Here is a 15,438-nt window from a genome sequence, read left to right on the forward strand (position 1 = left end):
AACCCGTACCCAGGTACCGGATGCAATGCTTGAACCTTCACTAAACTGTCGGGATGAGTCTCCCCGCCGCGAACCCGCGCCCCGACCACGAGATCGAGCGGGTGCTGGTGATCGCCGCGCACCCCGACGACATCGACTTCGCCGTCGCGGGGACGGTGGCGAACTGGACCAAGGCCGGGATCGAGGTGCACTACTGCCTGGTCACCGACGGCCAGGCCGGCGGTTTCGAGCCGGACCGGGACCGCGCCGAGATCCCCGCCGTCCGCCGGGCCGAACAGACCGCCGCGGCCGCGCAGGTCGGCGTCGACCAGCTGCACTTCCTCGGGTACGCCGACGGCGAGGTCGAGCCGACCCTCGAGCTGGTCCGCGACATCGTCCGGATCACCCGGCAGGTCCGCCCGCAGCGCCTGGTCAGCTCGTCGCCGGAGCGCAACTGGTCGAAGCTCCCGGTCTCGCACCCCGACCACCTGGCGACCGGCGAGGCGACCGTCCGCGCGTTCTTCCCCGCGATCGGCAACCCGTTCGCCTTCCCCGACCTGGCCGAACCGGCCTGGGACGTCGACGAGCTCTGGCTGATCGAGCACCCGGAGACCAACCACCACGTCGACATCACCGACACCATCGACCAGAAGCTCGCCGCCCTCGAGGCCCACCACAGCCAGCACCGCGACCCCACCCACCTGCTCGCCCGGGTCCGCGACCTGATGAGCCAGAACGCCAAGACCTCCCGCCTACCGGCCGACCACTACGCCGAACGCTTCGCGGTCATCCGCCTGTAGGCACGACTCAGTCCGCGGCGGTGAGCGCGGAGACCGTCGCGGCAGTCGCCGCGACCACGGCCGCGCGGTGGGATGCCTGAGAACTCAGCGCACGCAGGGCCGGCGCGGTCGTGCTCCACGCCGTGCACAGCCCGACGACGAGGATGAAGATGTCCATCGCTCGCGCCTCCGACAAGGCGACGGAGGATGCGGCGGCGATCGCCTTGGCCTTGGACTGGTGGGAGTCGATCTCGGCCGGCGTCACGTCGGTGCGTTCGAGCCAGGCCCACTGGGTGAGGCGGAGGATGTCCGGGTTCGCCTGCAGCGCGTCGAACAACGCCCCGGCGTACGCCGGGAGATCCTCCGGCGTGAACGGCGCGGCATCGGCCAGCGTGCTCATCCGGACGGCGAGCATCGCGTCGAAGAGGCCGTCCTTGGAGCCGAAGTAGGCGTAGATCGCCTGCTTGTTCGCGCGCGCCTCGGCGGCGATCCGGTCCACCCGGGCTCCGGCCAGGCCGCGGGCGGAGAACTCGGCGTACGCCGCGTCGAGCAGGCGGGCGCGGGTGGCGGCGGAGTCGTACGGCATGGCCCCCAGGGTAACAACCAACCAGACGGTTGGAATGCGGGTCAAAGGGTTTGCGCCGGGCGGCGGCAGCGGTGAGGCTCCACCCATGACGATCAATCACGAGGTAGTGGGCGACGGGCCCGCCGTGCTGCTGGTGCATGCCGGAGTCGCGGACGCGCGGATGTGGGCCCCGCAGGTCGAGGACCTGCGGCGGGACCACCGGGTGATCACGGTCGACCTGCGCGGGTACGGCGAGACGCCGCTGCCCGCCGGTTCGGCGTACTCCGACGCGGGCGATCTGCTCGAGCTGCTCGACGCGCTCGCGGGCGAAGGCGTCGTCGACGACGGGCCGGTCGCGGTCGTCGGGGCGTCGTACGGCGGGAACGTGGTGCTCCAGGCGGTCAGCAAGGCGCCGGAGCGGTTCCGCCGGGTCGTGCTGCTGGCGCCGCCGGTCGACGGGGTGGAGCCGACCGAGGACCTGCGCGCGTTCTGGGGCGAGGAGAACGCGCTGCTGGACCAGGACGACGTCGACGGCGCCACGGCGCTCAACGTGCGGACCTGGATCGGGCCGGAGGCCGACGACGCCGCCAAGAACCTGCTGTTCACGATGCAGAAGCGCGCGTTCGAGCTGCAGCTCGCGGCGGGCGACGTGGACAACGAGGAGTACGAGGTCGTCCCCGCGAACCTCACGATGCCGGTGAAGCTGTACGTCGGCGCGCACGACCTCGAGTTCTTCCGCACCGGTGCGCGGCACCTGGCCGGTCAGCTGCCGGACGCCGAGCTCACCGAGCTGCCGTGGGCGGGCCACCTGCCGACGATGGAGCGGCCCGCGGAGGGCGTCAAGCTGGTCCGCGAGGCGCTGACGAGCTGAAAGGCCCTGGACCACAAAGGTCCAGGGCCCATCGCCGTACCGGAGAATCAGTCCGCGAGCGCACCCATCGGGTCCCACGCGGGCAGCACGATCGGCGTCTCGTCGAACGCGGCCTGCAGCTCGGCCGGCAGCGCCGACTTGCGGACCGCGATCTCGAAGACGTGCTCGCCGAACCACGAGTCGTTCATCGTCCAGAAGCCGCTGTCGGCCTTCTCGTCGCCCCAGCTGTTCTCGACCCGCCAGCGCCGCGGCGCGCCGTCGACCAGGTCGACGCCGGTGAACAGCATCGCGTGCGTCATCAGCGTCTCGTGGTGCAGCAGCCGCTCGGCCTTGTCGAGCGTGAACGTGGTGTCGTAGACGGCCTCGAAGTCGTACAGCGCGGCGTCCCAGAAGCCGAGGTCGGCCGACATCTGCTTGCCGACGTCGCAGCCGAACCAGACCGGCTCGCCGCCGACGATGGCGTCCTGGGCCAGCTTCTTCATCAGGTCGATCTCGACGTTCAGGTAGACCACCGGCGGCGCGTCGATGACGTTGCCGAGGTAGTCGACGGTGAAGGTCCTGCCGGTCGGGCTGGACTCGCGCGGGTCGTGCACGATGCAGACGTACTCGTCGACCGGCAGCGTCACGTACGACGCGGCGAACTCGGCGGGTGTCGTCCAGCCGTCGCGGTGGAAGCCCTTGTCGCTGTCCTTCCACTGCCACAGGAACTTCTGCGGCGGCGTCCCGAGGTGGATGCTCAGCACCCGGTGGATCGTGGTCAGCAGCTCGCGCTTCGCGGCGCGCTGCGCTTCCGCGCCGTCGAGCTTGCGCAGGTCGCGGGCGCCCTGGCGGAGCAGCCGGCGGAGCGTGTCGTTGAGCTGAGCGGTCGACGAGGAGCTCTCGGTCTCCGGCATCGCGGTCTTCGGGACCAGGCCGTGCTTGCGGACCAGCGCGACGAACATGTTCCACTGACCGCCGTCGCCGATCGGGTCCGACAGCAGGTGCGCGACGGTGCGGTCGTCGACGTCACGGTCGGTGGTCTCGATCACCGCTTCGAGGAAGAAGTTGGCGCGCTCGAACTTGTCCCAGAACAGCAGGTAGTTCTGGGAGAACTCGAAGTCCTTCACGCCGAGCTTCTCGGCGGCGCCGGCCCGGAGCAGGTTCAGGCCCGCGAACAACCAGCAGCGACCGCTCTTCTTCTGGTTGGTCACCTTCCAGTCGTCCAGCAGGTTCGACACCGAGTGGTCGATCGAGGTGACGACCTGACGATCCAGGGCGATCTTGGCGACCGGCGTCTCCGTGACGGCGTTCTGCATCACCCGGTACTGCGGGTTCGACGCGAACTCCTTCTCGAAGAGCGCCAGCTGTTCGGCAGTGAGATTCCGCTCCATAACCATCGACGGTATCTCAGCCCCGAAGGACCGGGCGCCTCCGCCGGGGTGGCGCATGTGTGCCCTGTCCGGAACCCGCCAGAACCGGCCGCGTCAGTCGATCAACCCGCGCTGGTAGGCCTTCACCAGCCGGCGCGGCACCCGCAGCTGCCTGCCGTCCACGGTGATCGGCACCAGGTCACCGGCACCGCCTTCCACTGCGCCCGCCGGCTCCGGGTGTTGGCCCGGGACATCTTGCGCTTCGGAACTGCCACTGATCCTCCTCGAACGGTTCCGGCTATGCTAATTGAAAACGATATTCATTAGCAAAGGAGCTGCCGATGCCCCGCCGACCTGCCGCCGCCCACCGGCGCCCGGCCAAGCAGAACCCGCTCGACCGCGACGGCATCACCGTCGTCGACTACAAGGACACCGCACTGCTGCGGAAGTTCATCTCCGACCGCGGCAAGATCCGCTCCCGCCGCGTCACCGGACTCACGGTCCAGCAGCAGCGGCAGGCCTCCCGGGCGGTGAAGAACGCCCGGGAAATGGCCCTGCTGCCGTACGCCTCGGTGGCCCGTCCGGGCGACCGGTAGGCCTGTTCCGTACGGCGGCTCAGTGCCAGAAGACCGCGATGCCCGCGTTCAGTAGGGTGAGGCCGCCGATCGTGAACAGCATGCCGCGGGTGATCGACGGGCGGCGGCGCCACAGGAACAGCAGGACGGTGATCACCAGGACGACGACCAGTTTGACGCCGATCTTGGTGTTGTCGACGGTGAAGTCGTCGTCCTTGACGCCGGAGGCGATGCCGACCAGCAGGATGCCGGTGACCAGCTGGGTCAGGGCGCCGTGCAGCATCGCGGCGTTGACGACCGGCTCGCGGCTCTTCAGCTGGGTGAAGAACCCGCCGAAGAGTGCCGCGAAGCCGATCAGGTGGAGCAGCGTGAGCACGTCGTGCAGGAAGTCCATACCGGACAGCCTAGTGAACGTTGCTCAGCGCAACGACTCAGACCAGGCGGCGGTCGGTCGCCCAGCGGGTCAGCTCGTGCCGGTTCGACAGCTGCAGCTTGCGCAGTACCGACGACACGTGGGTCTCGACGGTCTTCACCGAGATGAACAGCTCGCGGGCCACTTCCTTGTACGCGTAGCCGCGGGCGATCAGGCGCAGCACCTCGCGTTCGCGCTGGGACAGCCGGTCCAGGTCCTCGTCGACCGACGCGATGTCGATCGCGCCGGAGAACGCGTCCAGCACGAAGCCGGCCAGTCGCGGTGAGAACACCGCGTCGCCGTCGGCGACCCGGCCGATCGCGTCGACCAGCTCGGTCCCGCTGATGTTCTTGGTGACGTAGCCGCGGGCGCCGGCCCGGATCACGCCGATCACGTCCTCGGCCGCGTCCGACACCGACAGCGCCAGGAACTTGATCTCCGGGTGCCGCTGGTGCACCTGCTTCATCACCTCGGTGCCACCGCCGCCGGGCAGGTGGACGTCGAGCAGGACGACGTCCGGCTCGTTGGCCACGATCGCCTTCACCGCGCTGTCCACGTCGGCGCCCTCGCCGACGATCTCCACCGCGGTCCCGATCTCGCTGCGGACACCGGCCCGGAACATGTCGTGGTCGTCGATCACGACCACCCGTCGTACTGTCATCTGTCCATCTCCAGTCGCACCTCGGTGCCGGTTTCCGGGCTCGACCGCACCGTCGCGCGGCCGCCGTGCCGTTCCATTCTCCCCATCACGCTGTGCCGCAGACCGAGCCGGTCCTCGGGCACCCCGTCGGTGTCGAAGCCCTTGCCGCGGTCCCGGACGAACATCTCCGCCCGGTCGCCGTCGACTTCGACGAACACGTCGATCTTGTCAGCGCCGGAGTGCTTTGCCGCGTTCACCATCGACTCCCGCGCCGCCCGCACCATCGCCGACAGGCCCTCGGTCAGGTCGCAGTCGCCGACCGTGACCACCTCGACCGGTACGCCGTGCGAGTCCTCGACCTCGGCGGCGGCGCGCTTGGCGGCGCCGGCCAGGGTCTTGTCGGTCTGGTCGTCCTCGTCGTACAGCCAGGCCCGCAGCTCACGCTCCTGGGAGCGGGCCAGCCGGGCCACCGCCTTCGGGTCGGCGGCCTGCTTCTGGATCAGCGCGAGCGTCTGCAGGACCGAGTCGTGCAGGTGCGCGGCCATGTCGGCGCGCTCCTGGGAGCGGATCCGCTCGCCGCGCTCGGCGTTCAGGTCGCGGCTCAGCCGGTGCACCCAAGGGCCGGCGATCACGCCGAGACCGACGACGGCGAGCAGCAGCGCGACCAGTACGTCGCCGACCTGCGACAGGCGGCCGTTCTGGACCAGGAACACGGTGACCGCCGTGCCGAGCAGGATCACGCCGACGACGACGCGGACGATCGACTTGATCCCGCCCTTGCCGAGCAGGTTGCCGAGCGTCGGCGCCTTGTTCGTCCAGGCGGCCTTCTGGGTCTCGTCGGCCTGGCGCCAGATCAGGGCGAGACCGGTCCCGGCGAAGACGAGCGGCCAGAACATCTTGCCGGCGATGCCCAGGCCCGCTGCCTGGAGGAGGAGCAGGAGACCGGCGGCGACGACGACCAGGGCGATCAGCTGGCCGCGGTTCTTCTCGCGGCGGCGGCTGCGGGCCTCGCTGACCGGCGGCGGGGGCTGGTCCGAGCGCATGTTCTGGCGGGTCGCTGCGGCGAGGCCTGGCGCACCGGGGACCGTTGGGGCTCCCAGAGGCATCAGGAACCAGAGCGCGGCATAGATGAGGACGCCGAAGCCGCCGAAGACGGTCGCGGCGATGAAGACCAGCCGGACGGCGATGTCGGGCACGTTGAGGTGGTCGGCGATGCCACCGGCGACGCCGCTGACCACACGGCCTTCGAAGCGCCGGTAGGCACGGCGTACCGGAGGTGCCTCGGGGCCGGGGCGACCTGCACCGGGTGGGCCGAAGGTGGGGCCGCCAGGCTGCCCACCACCGGGCTGACCGTACGACGTACCACCGCCCTGCCCGTACGGCGGCGCGTACTGCGCCCCTCTGGCCGGGCCGCCGTGCCAGTGCTGGTACTGCCCAGGAGGCGGCGGGTTCTGCGCAGGCTGCTGCCCGGCCGGACCTCCGGTGGAGGGTCCGCCCGAGGGCGCGGCTGCGGCTGGCTGGCTCATCACCACGATCGTCACATGCGGACCGGGCCGACACCAGCAGGCTTGTCCCCGGGCGCCACCTCAGCGGCGGCCGGACCCGGTCAGGGTCGGCTCGGGGAGAACCCGGAGTCCCCCGCGCGACCGGCGGGCCGGCCGGCAAGTTCCAGGGGTCGGCAAGGGGGGATCCCCGATGTTGCCGACGCCCGGCGCGGGACACTATCGGTGTCATGGACCAGAACCAGAGCGGCTTCGACCGCACCCAGCTGCGCGACGTGCAGAGCTGGCGGCGCAGCCGGAGCGACCGGATGGTGGCCGGCGTCTGCGGCGGGATCGCCCGCGCGCTCAACGTCGACCCCGTGCTGGTCCGCGTCGTGATGGCCGTCCTGGTGATCAGCGGCCCCGGCATCCTGTTCTACGCCGCCGGCTGGATCCTGATGCCCGACGAGGGCTCCGACAAGGCGCCGGTCGAGGGCCTGCTCGGCAACCGGGTCCGCCCCGACCACCCGTGGCTGTGGCCGGTGGTGCTCGGTGTCTGCGTGTTCCTGGCGATCGCGGTGATGTCGTCGTTCGACTTCGGCAAGCTGATCCCCGGGCCGATCGTCGTGCTCGGCCTGCTCTACCTGTTCGTCTTCCGCCGCAAGCCGAAGACCCCCAACCCGCACTGGCCGCACCAGAACCAGCAGCAGGCGCCCGGCACCCCGCCGTACCAGCAGCAGACCACCCAGTACGTCGGCCAGCAGGCTCCCACCAACGGCCCGCCACCTCCCCCGGCGGGCATGTCGTCCTCGGCCACCCGGCGACCACAGGACCGCACCGTCGAACCGGTCCAGCCGGTGTGGACCGAGGACGACCCCCTGGGTCTGTACGTCGACGAGCCGCCGGCCCCGGCGGCCCCGGCCGTCACCCGGGTCGCCGAGCCGCCGGTGAAGGGGATGCGCGGCGTCAAGCCCGCCGTCGTCGCCCTGACCGGGCTGGCGATCGCGATCGCCTGGCTCGCGGGCTCCTCGACGCCGACGATGCTCGCGATCGGTGTCGCGACGCTCGGCGCCGGGATGCTGGTCGGCGGGTTCCTGGGCCGGACGATGGCGCTGCTGCCGCTCGGCATCCTGCTCGCCCTCGGCGTCGCGGCGAGCTCGATCTTCCCGAGCGTGCCGCGCGACTTCAAGGACGTGAACCTGGTCGCGAAGCCGGACCAGCCGGTCACGGCGACCAGCAACAACTACACGTTCGACGCCGGGTCGGTGCACCTGGACCTGACCAGGACCAAGTTCGCGCCCGGTGCGCACGTGACGATCACCGGAGGGGTCGGTGAGGTGGTGCTGAAGGTGCCGGCGAACGTGGACGTCACCGGTACGCTGAGCGCGCGGGCCGGCGAGGTGATCGGCCTGGCCCAGCGCGAGGGCGGTCACGACGTGAAGATCGTGCTGAACGACCTCGGGGCCGACGGCAAGGCCGGCCCGGAGCAGGTCGTCATCGACGCCCAGCTCAAGCTGGGCAGCATCACCGTGGAGCGCGGATGAGGAAGATCAAGGCGGACGTCCCCGGCGTCATCACCGGCACGGTGCTGACCGGCGCGGCGACCATCTACCTGCTGAACGATGAGGGCCTGGTCCAGACCGGCGACCTCGGCCTGACCGCCGCGATCCTGCTGGTGGTCGCCGGGGCCGTGGGCCTGGCCGCGTCTCGGCGCAGCTGACCGCCGCTCCCGCGCAGTTATCGCTTTGATCTTCTCCAGCGAGTCCTTCTAGGCTCGCTCCGTGTCCACCCCCGAGGCCGACAGAGGCTAGCCACCGGCTGCCCGGTGGCTGATCAACTCCCGCACCTCGAGCTGCGGTGCCTCAGCCTGCCCCCGGTCCGCCGGCGATGTGTGCCCTCGCGCGGCGATCTCCCGCCGCGCGCCCGTCGCTCTCGGTCGTGGAGTCCTCGATGCCTTTCCTGCTGTACCTGCTCGCCCTGGCCGTCTTCGCCCAGGCCACCTCGGAGTTCATGCTCTCCGGTCTCACCCCGGAGATCGCCGCCGAGCTCGCCGTCCCGATCCCCACCGCCGGCTGGCTCACCTCGGCGTTCGCGCTCGGCATGGTCGTCGGAGCCCCCGCCGTCGCCGTCCTCGGCCGCCGCTGGCCACGCCGCGCCACCCTCCTGCTCACGCTGACCGTCTTCCTGCTCGCCCACGTCGCCGGTGCGCTGGCCGACGACTTCGCCGTCCTCCTCCTCAGCCGGCTGCTAGCAGCCCTCGCCAACGCCGGCTTCCTCGCAGTCGCGCTGGCCACCGCAGCGACCCTCTCCACCGCCACCGGCCGCGCCACCGGCGTACTGCTGGCCGGTACGACGCTCGCCTGCATCGCCGGCGTACCAGCAGGCGCCTGGCTCGGTCAGCACCTCGGCTGGCGCGCAGCGTTCTGGGCCGTCGCCCTGCTGTGCCTGCCGGCCCTCATCGCCATCGCCCGGTCGCTCCCCGCTCAACCAGTCCGACTCCAACCACCTGTCACCTTCCGAATCACTCGCCGCCTCGTCTTCCTCCTCACCCTCGGCGCCCTGGTGAACGGTGCGACCTTCTGCACCTTCACCTACCTCGCGCCGGTCCTCACCGGCGTCACCCGCCTCGACAGCTCCTGGGTCCCCGCGCTCCTGATGCTCTTCGGCCTCGGCTCCTTCGCCGGCGTCACTCTCGCCGGCCGGTACGCCGACCGGCGCGCGTACGGCGTACTGGCTGCTGCCGGCATCGCCCTCCTGCTCGGCTGGTGCGCGTTCGCCTGGGCTGCCCACCTCCCGGCGGCCGCTGTGCCGCTGGTCTTCCTGCAAGGACTCCTGTCGTTCGGAGTCGGCTCAGCGCTCATCTCGCTCGCGCTGTCGGCCGGTGCGGAGTCACCTGTCCTCGCCGGTGGTCTGGCCACCGCAGCCCTCAACGTCGGCGCCGTACTGGGCCCACTCGCAGGCGGCGCGGCCATCACCGCAGCAGGCGACCGGGCGCCGCTCTGGTGCAGCGCCGCGCTGACCGGGATCGCCCTCGTCACCGCCGTACTCGCCGGACCGGTCCGGCGGGCCGCCCGGGGTTCGGATAGTCTGGTGGACCGCTCGCGACGGCCGGAGACCGGCCCGCGGGCACCGGAGGGGCCCGAGTGCAGCGGGTCCCGTTGAGGGTCACGGGAGTTACCGATGGTGCGCGGCACCGTGAAGTGGTTCAACGCCGACAAGGGCTACGGCTTCCTGGCGGTCGACGGGCAGGACGACGTGTTCGTCCACTGGAGCCGGATCGTCTCCGACGGCTACAAGACGCTCGAGGACGGCCAGCACGTCGAGTTCGAGGTGGTCGACGGCCCCAAGGGCCGCGAGGCCGACACCGTCACGCCGGTCTGAGGAGTCCACCGGTACGCCGTACGCCCGACGCGACTCCGCGAACGGGTTTCCGGACTGCGGGGTGGCTCGGCAACCGATAACCTGAGCGCCCACGCTTGGGAGGGGTTGCCGCGGTGAGCGAGCCGGTGCACGTGATCAGGAAGCTCGAGAAGGCGCTGGCCGACGACGACTTCTCCTGGTCGTTGCTGCTGGTCGGTGAGGACCAGACCGACAAGCTGGCGACGCTGACCGGTGACCTGCGCGGCCCGTACTCGACGACCGGGGACGGCAAGCAGATCACGTCCGGCTTCTCGTACTGGGGCATCGGCCCGACGATCGCCTGGGCCAACGCGACCAACGACCCGTTCTACCTGGTGATGAAGGCCGGCGCCGAGTCGTTCCAGCGGCACTGGCGGCAGGTGCGGCCGCACGTCGACCAGGGCGGGTTCCACTTCGTCAGCCTCGGCGTCGGGACCGGCGTGAAGGACCGGACGATCGTCGCCGACCTGCACCGGTACAACCCGGACATGTTCTACATCCCGGTCGACATGAGCTCGGAGATGCTGCGGCTCGGCACGCTGGAGCCGGTCCGCGGCGCCGGGTTCCCGATGGCGCAGGTGCTGCCGGTGCAGCTCGACTTCTCGATCGCGGACAACGTCGAGCAGCTCGGGCAGATGCTCGCGAAGCTGGTCGGCGAGGAGCCGTTGCTGTACGCGCTGACCGGCAACACGCTGGCCAACTTCGAGAGCGATCTCGAGCTGCTGCAGACGCTGACCAAGGTGCTGCGCCCGCAGGACCGGCTGCTGCTCGAGGTCGCGAGCACCAACGTGCTGAACGCGGAGACCGCGAAGGAGGCGGCCGAGGAGTACCACCAGACGCGGGCGTTCGCGGAGTTCGTGACCAGTGCGCTGCGCTACAACACCGACCTGCGGATCGACCTCGACAACCTGGACTTCCGGGGCGAGGTCGAGGACGACGACGCGCTGCTGGTGAAGATCGTCTGGCAGAACAACACCCCCGACCAGATCGTGATGGGCCTGCCCGACCACACCGACGTCGCGCTCGACAAGGGCGACACGATCCTGCTCTACACGACCCGCAAGTTCTCCACCGAACGCCTGAAGAAGCTGACGTCGGCCTGCGAGCTCAACCCGGTCGAGCACGCCCGCTCCCGCTTCCGCCGTACCCGCCGCCCCAGCCCGTTCGGCCTCGACATGCTGCTCCTCGCGCCCGGCTCGGCCCCCACCACCAGCTCCCTGGCCGACGACATCTGGCGATGAGCAGACCTGCTGGTACGCCGGAGCGGCGGGTCGCGACCGCCAGGTTGCGCGTCCTCGGACGCCTCCGCAAACTCGCCAGAGCGTTGCCGGCAGCAACTAAAACCTCCGCCTACCGGCGTACGGTCGTCTCGGTCATCAGCTACGGCCTGCTCGCGATCGCCTTCGTGCTCGGCGTGATCTGGTTCTTCAAGCCCGACAACAGCCGCTGGGAACCGGCGGTCAACTCGCTCACCCTCGTCGCCGGCCTGACCGGCATCTTCGTCGAGCGCCTGACCGCCGCCGCCGAGCGCCGCGCCGAGATCCTCCGCGCGGTCTCCGACGAGCTGCAGGAGAACACCCGCCTCCTCGCCGACGAACGCTTCTCGCCGACCCCGCCGAGCCACCGCCAGGTCTACCCGCGGCTCGTCGTCTCCGCGGTCGACCTGGCGCTCGTCTCCGGCGCGCTCGGCCTCCACCGCGACGCCGAGCTGGTGAACCTCCTGCACCGCTGGCGCGACACCGTGCACCTGTTCAACCGCCGCCTCGACCTCACCGAGATCAGCACCTTCTCCAGCACCATCACCAGCGCCGAGCTCGCCGCGTTCCACCGCGCGCTCAACCACGAGAACAGCTACTTCGCGACCACCCGCCAGATGCTCGAAACGCTGCTGGCCCGCCTCCCTAAGGGCGAATGACCGTCACCCCGGCCGGTGTCCCCGACGACAGCTCCTCCAGCGCAGCCGGTACGTCGTCCAGCCCGATCGTCCGCGTCACCAGCTCAGCCGGCTTCAACACCCCGGACGCGACCAGATCGAGCATCTCCGGGTAGGTGTGCGCCGCCATCCCATGGCTGCCCAGCCACTCCAGCTCCTGCCCGATCACCCGCGACACATCCAGCTGTACGCCGTCCGGCAGCAACCCCACCTGCAGATGCCGCCCGCGCGGCCGCAACACCCGCAGCGCCTGCTGCACGATCTCGTTGGACCCGAGCGCATCCATCGTCACCCGAGCCCCACCGCCGGTCAGCGCCCGAATCTCCTCCACGGCCGACGGCCCTGCGGCCACCGCCTCCGCGGCGCCGTACCGAAGCGCCAGCTCCAGCGCGCCCGGATTGGTGTCAACGGCAACGACCCGCGCCCCGAGCACGGCCCCGATCATCACCGCCGAGAGCCCCACACCCCCGCACCCGAACACCACGAAGTCCTCCCCGGCGCGCACCTTCCCCACCTGGTGCACCGCCCGGAACGAGGTCGCGAACCGGCACCCGAGCCCGGCCGCCGTCGAGAACGACATCTCCTCCGGCAACCGTACGAGATTCACCGCCGCGAACGGCAGCGCGACGTACTCGGCGAAGGATCCCCAGTAGTTGAACCCAGGCTGCAGCTGGTTCGGGCAGACCTGCTGATTCCCCTCCAGACACTGCTCGCACGACCCACACGCGCAGATGAACGGCGTCGTCACCCGATCCCCGACCGCCCACCCGGTGACCCCGTCCCCCACCGCGGCGATCGTCCCCGCCACCTCGTGCCCGGGAACGTGCGGCAGCACGATGTCCGAGTCATGCCCCTGCCACCCGTGCCAGTCGCTACGACACAACCCAGTCGCCTCGACCTTCAGCACCACCCCACCAGCAGCAACCACCGGCTCCGGGACCTCTTGCACCGTAGGCAGTACGCCGTACTGCTCGACCACAATCGCACGCATGCCGCCCATCCTCAGCCACCCACCCGCAGACCGCCACTCGACCGTAGGATCGCCGACGTGCCCACAGTGTTCCGCACCGCCACCACCGACGACTTCGCCGCGATCGCCGAGCTCTACCACCAGCTGCACCCGCAGGAGCCGCTGCTGACCGAACGCGAGGGTTTCGACGCGATCGTCGCGTCGGACGCGTTCCGGTTGTAGGTGCTGGAAGTCGACGGCGAGGTGGTCGCGACGACGTACTTCAAGGCGATGCTGATGACCGGCTCGAAGCGTGAGTCGACGCACGCGTTCTACCGCGCCTGCGGGTTCGCCGACGACGACAAGACCGGGTACGTCGCCCGTCCCTAGGGCCGGTTCTTCGTCCCCCACTCGGTCGGCTCCGGCGACATCGTCGTGAGCAGCTCGCCGCCCGCGATCACCTCGTCGTGGGTGATCCAGGCCCGGTCGATCGGTACGCCGTTGAGCGTCGCGCCGGCGATGTAGATGCCTTCGCCGGAGCGCGCGATCGTGAAGCTGGTGCCGCGGGAGGTGCGGAACGTCGTCCGCTCGAACATCGGGCTGCCGAGGACGTAGACCTTGTCCACCGGCGACACCGGGTAGAGCCCGGCGGCGGCGAACACGTACCAGGCCGACATCTGCCCGCAGTCCTCGTTGCCGCCGAGTCCTTCGGGGCCGGTGCCGTAGCCGTGGTCGCAGACGTAGCGCGACCACTTCTGGGTCAGCCACGGCGCACCGGCGTAGGTGAACATGAACGCCATCTGGTGCACCGGCTCGTTGGAGTGGTTGTAGTGGTCGTTCCACTTCATCAGGTCGGCCGGCGGCGTCTTCTCGAAGATCGCGTTCAGCCGCTCGGCGAACGCCGCGTCACCACCGGCCAGCTCGATCAGCCCGGCGACGTCGTGCGGTACGAACCACCCCTGCTGCTCGGGGTTGCTCTCCGTGCAGCCCTCGTCCGGGCCCATCCACGTGCCGTCCTGGTACCGGCCGCGGAACCAGCCGACATCGGCGTTGAAGACGTTGCGGTAGTTCTGCGCGCTCGCGTCCAGCCGCCGGGCGTCGCCGGTCTCGCCGCGCAGCTCGGCGAACCTGGCCAGCGCGTGGTCGGTGTAGGAGTTCTCCAGCGTCACCGACAGCCCGTCCTCGACGACCCAGCCGAGCTGCTGCCAATTCGCGAGCTCCTTGCGGTTGGAGCGTTCCTCCGGCCCGAGCGCCACGTCCCGGCAGATCCGGTACGCCGTACCGGTGTCGAACCCCTCGATCCCCTTCACCGCCGCCTCGGCGATGACGTTGATCGCCGGGTCGCCGACCATCGTGTCGGTGTCGACGCCGAGCAGCTCCCAGCGGGCCAGGCCCTTGACCCGGCCTGACGTCGTCAGGTCGAGCAGTGTGCTGATCTGGTCGGTGACGACCTTCTCGTCGATGATCGTCATCAGCGGCAGCTGGGCCCGGAACACGTCCCACCCGCTGAACACGGTCCGGCGCTCGTACGCCGCGTCGTCGCCGGCGTCGCTCCACCGGCGCGGCTCGATCATCGTGTGGTAGAGCGCGGTCCGGAAGATCTGCCGCTGCTCCGGCGTCCCGCCCTCGATCTCGACCTTCTCCAGCACGGCGGCCCAGGCCGCGCGCGCGTCGGCGGCGACCTGGTCGAAGTCCCAACCGGGCAGGTCGTGGGCGAGGTTGCGGCGGGCGCCCTCGACGCTGGTGAACGAGATCCCCGACTTGACCAGCACCGGTCCGGCGACGTCGAGCTCGACGAAGAACCCGGCGTCCGCGGCGGCCGTCGTACGGGACGGCTCGGTGCGCAGGTCGTCACCGTCCCAGGTCGTGAAGCTCTTGACCGGCTGCGAGAGCTGCAGCGAGAAGTACACCGTGTACTCCGGCCCGGTGCCGCAGATCCAGCCGCCGCCGCTGCGGTCGCAGCGCATCCAGCCCTCGACCGTGTGGTCGTCGACCAGGACGACGTGCTGCTCGACCGAGTGCGACCCGTCGAAGCCGACCCGGCGGGACAGGTCGACCTTGATCCGCGCCGGCCCGGCCTCGGCGTACGTGAACCGGATGATGCCCGCGCGCTCGGTCGCGGTCAGCTCGGTGCGCACCTGGTAGCGGTCGAGGTCGACGGCGTAGTAGCCGGCCTTCACGACCTGGTTGCGGTAGCGGCTGTTGGCGGCGACGCGCCCGGTGACCAGCGGTCCGGTCTGCGGCATCACCTGCAGGTTCCCGAGGTCGCCGTAGCAGCCGATCCCGCCGAGGTGGGTGAAGCTGAACCCCTCGATGGTCTCCATGTCCGCCGAGTAGCCGCTGCCGTGGTCGCCGCCGCTGACCGTGTCCGGACTCAGCTGCACCATCCCGAACGGCCGCACCGGCCCCGGGAACGTCTTGCCGCACGCCGTGTCCGGCGACGTCGTCAACGCCCCGATCAACGGATCGATGTCGTCGACAGCCTCACGCTGACTCATGCCGGTCC

The 15,438-nt window shown here is 70.4% G+C and carries 18 protein-coding genes and 1 pseudogene; 11 read left to right on the forward strand and 8 right to left on the reverse strand.

Annotated elements, in window-relative coordinates:
- Positions 1–53: 53 nt before the first annotated feature.
- Complete coding sequence (locus AB0M01_RS07795; RefSeq protein WP_363666689.1) at positions 54–779, forward strand: PIG-L deacetylase family protein; 726 nt, start codon at positions 54–56, stop codon at positions 777–779.
- Positions 780–786: 7 nt separating this feature from the next.
- On the opposite strand, the gene AB0M01_RS07800 is transcribed toward AB0M01_RS07795, so the two are convergent.
- On the reverse strand, positions 787–1,344 hold the full coding sequence (locus AB0M01_RS07800; RefSeq protein WP_363666691.1) for a TetR family transcriptional regulator: 558 nt from the start codon (positions 1,342–1,344) through the stop codon (positions 787–789).
- A gap of 85 nt (positions 1,345–1,429) precedes the next feature.
- On the opposite strand from AB0M01_RS07800, the gene AB0M01_RS07805 reads away from it, so the two are divergent.
- Complete coding sequence (locus tag AB0M01_RS07805; protein ID WP_363666693.1) at positions 1,430–2,194, forward strand: alpha/beta hydrolase; 765 nt, start codon at positions 1,430–1,432, stop codon at positions 2,192–2,194.
- A gap of 47 nt (positions 2,195–2,241) precedes the next feature.
- Here the strand turns inward: AB0M01_RS07805 and AB0M01_RS07810 are convergent, their stop codons facing one another.
- Positions 2,242–3,564, reverse strand: a complete 1,323-nt coding sequence (locus AB0M01_RS07810) for a C1 family peptidase (RefSeq protein ID WP_363666695.1) — start codon at positions 3,562–3,564, stop codon at positions 2,242–2,244.
- 93 nt (positions 3,565–3,657) lie between these two features.
- Positions 3,658–3,818 (reverse strand): annotated as a pseudogene (gene rpmF / locus AB0M01_RS07815) (50S ribosomal protein L32).
- A gap of 66 nt (positions 3,819–3,884) precedes the next feature.
- Here rpmF and rpsR point away from each other — a divergent pair.
- Entirely contained in the window at positions 3,885–4,139 is a 255-nt protein-coding gene (rpsR, locus tag AB0M01_RS07820) for a 30S ribosomal protein S18 (RefSeq protein WP_363666697.1), read from the forward strand.
- A 19-nt stretch (positions 4,140–4,158) separates the two neighbouring features.
- Here the strand turns inward: rpsR and AB0M01_RS07825 are convergent, their stop codons facing one another.
- From AB0M01_RS07825 to AB0M01_RS07835, 3 genes are read right to left on the reverse strand one after another with little or no spacing between them, the layout of a single operon-like run.
- Complete coding sequence (locus AB0M01_RS07825) at positions 4,159–4,512, reverse strand: hypothetical protein (protein WP_363666699.1); 354 nt, start codon at positions 4,510–4,512, stop codon at positions 4,159–4,161.
- Between the two features lie 37 nt (positions 4,513–4,549).
- The gene (locus tag AB0M01_RS07830; protein ID WP_363666701.1) at positions 4,550–5,191 is read right to left on the reverse strand and encodes a response regulator transcription factor; all 642 of its coding nucleotides are present in this window, start codon (positions 5,189–5,191) and stop codon (positions 4,550–4,552) included.
- Positions 5,188–6,696, reverse strand: coding sequence for a PspC domain-containing protein (locus AB0M01_RS07835; RefSeq protein WP_363666703.1), 1,509 nt, complete (start codon positions 6,694–6,696; stop codon positions 5,188–5,190). Before AB0M01_RS07835 ends, AB0M01_RS07830 begins: the two co-directional genes overlap by 4 nt.
- Positions 6,697–6,902: 206 nt before the next feature.
- Between AB0M01_RS07835 and AB0M01_RS07840 the strand changes: the two genes are divergently transcribed.
- From AB0M01_RS07840 to AB0M01_RS07865, 6 genes are all read left to right on the forward strand, one after another.
- Positions 6,903–8,195 (forward strand): PspC domain-containing protein, encoded by a 1,293-nt coding sequence (locus AB0M01_RS07840; RefSeq protein ID WP_363666705.1) that lies wholly within the window; start codon positions 6,903–6,905, stop codon positions 8,193–8,195.
- On the forward strand, positions 8,192–8,371 hold the full coding sequence (locus AB0M01_RS07845; RefSeq protein ID WP_363666707.1) for a hypothetical protein: 180 nt from the start codon (positions 8,192–8,194) through the stop codon (positions 8,369–8,371). Before AB0M01_RS07840 ends, AB0M01_RS07845 begins: the two co-directional genes overlap by 4 nt.
- Positions 8,372–8,601: 230 nt before the next feature.
- Positions 8,602–9,813, forward strand: a complete 1,212-nt coding sequence (locus AB0M01_RS07850) for a Cmx/CmrA family chloramphenicol efflux MFS transporter (protein ID WP_363666709.1) — start codon at positions 8,602–8,604, stop codon at positions 9,811–9,813.
- A gap of 18 nt (positions 9,814–9,831) precedes the next feature.
- Entirely contained in the window at positions 9,832–10,032 is a 201-nt protein-coding gene (locus AB0M01_RS07855) for a cold shock domain-containing protein (protein ID WP_363666711.1), read from the forward strand.
- Between the two features lie 113 nt (positions 10,033–10,145).
- Positions 10,146–11,291 carry an L-histidine N(alpha)-methyltransferase gene (locus AB0M01_RS07860; RefSeq protein ID WP_363666713.1) on the forward strand — a complete coding sequence of 382 codons (1,146 nt, stop codon included), beginning with the start codon at positions 10,146–10,148 and terminating at the stop codon, positions 11,289–11,291.
- Positions 11,288–11,965, forward strand: coding sequence for a hypothetical protein (locus AB0M01_RS07865; RefSeq protein WP_363666715.1), 678 nt, complete (start codon positions 11,288–11,290; stop codon positions 11,963–11,965). The genes AB0M01_RS07860 and AB0M01_RS07865 overlap by 4 nt, the downstream gene beginning before the upstream one ends.
- Here AB0M01_RS07865 and AB0M01_RS07870 read toward each other — a convergent pair.
- Positions 11,952–12,974, reverse strand: coding sequence for a zinc-dependent alcohol dehydrogenase family protein (locus tag AB0M01_RS07870; protein ID WP_363666717.1), 1,023 nt, complete (start codon positions 12,972–12,974; stop codon positions 11,952–11,954). The genes AB0M01_RS07865 and AB0M01_RS07870 overlap by 14 nt on opposite strands.
- Positions 12,975–13,031: 57 nt before the next feature.
- Between AB0M01_RS07870 and AB0M01_RS07875 the strand changes: the two genes are divergently transcribed.
- Both AB0M01_RS07875 and AB0M01_RS07880 read left to right on the forward strand, forming a co-directional pair.
- Entirely contained in the window at positions 13,032–13,175 is a 144-nt protein-coding gene (locus AB0M01_RS07875; protein ID WP_363666718.1) for a hypothetical protein, read from the forward strand.
- On the forward strand, positions 13,176–13,322 hold the full coding sequence (locus AB0M01_RS07880) for a hypothetical protein (protein WP_363666720.1): 147 nt from the start codon (positions 13,176–13,178) through the stop codon (positions 13,320–13,322).
- On the opposite strand, the gene AB0M01_RS07885 is transcribed toward AB0M01_RS07880, so the two are convergent.
- Positions 13,319–15,430, reverse strand: coding sequence for a GH92 family glycosyl hydrolase (locus AB0M01_RS07885; protein WP_363666722.1), 2,112 nt, complete (start codon positions 15,428–15,430; stop codon positions 13,319–13,321). The genes AB0M01_RS07880 and AB0M01_RS07885 overlap by 4 nt on opposite strands.
- Positions 15,431–15,438: the final 8 nt, after the last annotated feature.

The sequence above is a fragment of the Kribbella sp. NPDC051770 genome, assembly GCF_040681455.1.
GTDB lineage: Bacteria > Actinomycetota > Actinomycetes > Propionibacteriales > Kribbellaceae > Kribbella.

Coding starts and splice junctions, on each gene's coding strand:
- AB0M01_RS07795 (WP_363666689.1), top strand. CDS start 54: ATGAGTCTCCCCGCCGCGAACCCGCGCCCCGACCACGAGATCGAGCGG.
- AB0M01_RS07800 (WP_363666691.1), bottom strand. CDS start 1,344: ATGCCGTACGACTCCGCCGCCACCCGCGCCCGCCTGCTCGACGCGGCG.
- AB0M01_RS07805 (WP_363666693.1), top strand. CDS start 1,430: ATGACGATCAATCACGAGGTAGTGGGCGACGGGCCCGCCGTGCTGCTG.
- AB0M01_RS07810 (WP_363666695.1), bottom strand. CDS start 3,564: ATGGAGCGGAATCTCACTGCCGAACAGCTGGCGCTCTTCGAGAAGGAG.
- rpsR (WP_363666697.1), top strand. CDS start 3,885: ATGCCCCGCCGACCTGCCGCCGCCCACCGGCGCCCGGCCAAGCAGAAC.
- AB0M01_RS07825 (WP_363666699.1), bottom strand. CDS start 4,512: ATGGACTTCCTGCACGACGTGCTCACGCTGCTCCACCTGATCGGCTTC.
- AB0M01_RS07830 (WP_363666701.1), bottom strand. CDS start 5,191: ATGACAGTACGACGGGTGGTCGTGATCGACGACCACGACATGTTCCGG.
- AB0M01_RS07835 (WP_363666703.1), bottom strand. CDS start 6,696: ATGAGCCAGCCAGCCGCAGCCGCGCCCTCGGGCGGACCCTCCACCGGA.
- AB0M01_RS07840 (WP_363666705.1), top strand. CDS start 6,903: ATGGACCAGAACCAGAGCGGCTTCGACCGCACCCAGCTGCGCGACGTG.
- AB0M01_RS07845 (WP_363666707.1), top strand. CDS start 8,192: ATGAGGAAGATCAAGGCGGACGTCCCCGGCGTCATCACCGGCACGGTG.
- AB0M01_RS07850 (WP_363666709.1), top strand. CDS start 8,602: ATGCCTTTCCTGCTGTACCTGCTCGCCCTGGCCGTCTTCGCCCAGGCC.
- AB0M01_RS07855 (WP_363666711.1), top strand. CDS start 9,832: ATGGTGCGCGGCACCGTGAAGTGGTTCAACGCCGACAAGGGCTACGGC.
- AB0M01_RS07865 (WP_363666715.1), top strand. CDS start 11,288: ATGAGCAGACCTGCTGGTACGCCGGAGCGGCGGGTCGCGACCGCCAGG.
- AB0M01_RS07870 (WP_363666717.1), bottom strand. CDS start 12,974: ATGCGTGCGATTGTGGTCGAGCAGTACGGCGTACTGCCTACGGTGCAA.
- AB0M01_RS07885 (WP_363666722.1), bottom strand. CDS start 15,430: ATGAGTCAGCGTGAGGCTGTCGACGACATCGATCCGTTGATCGGGGCG.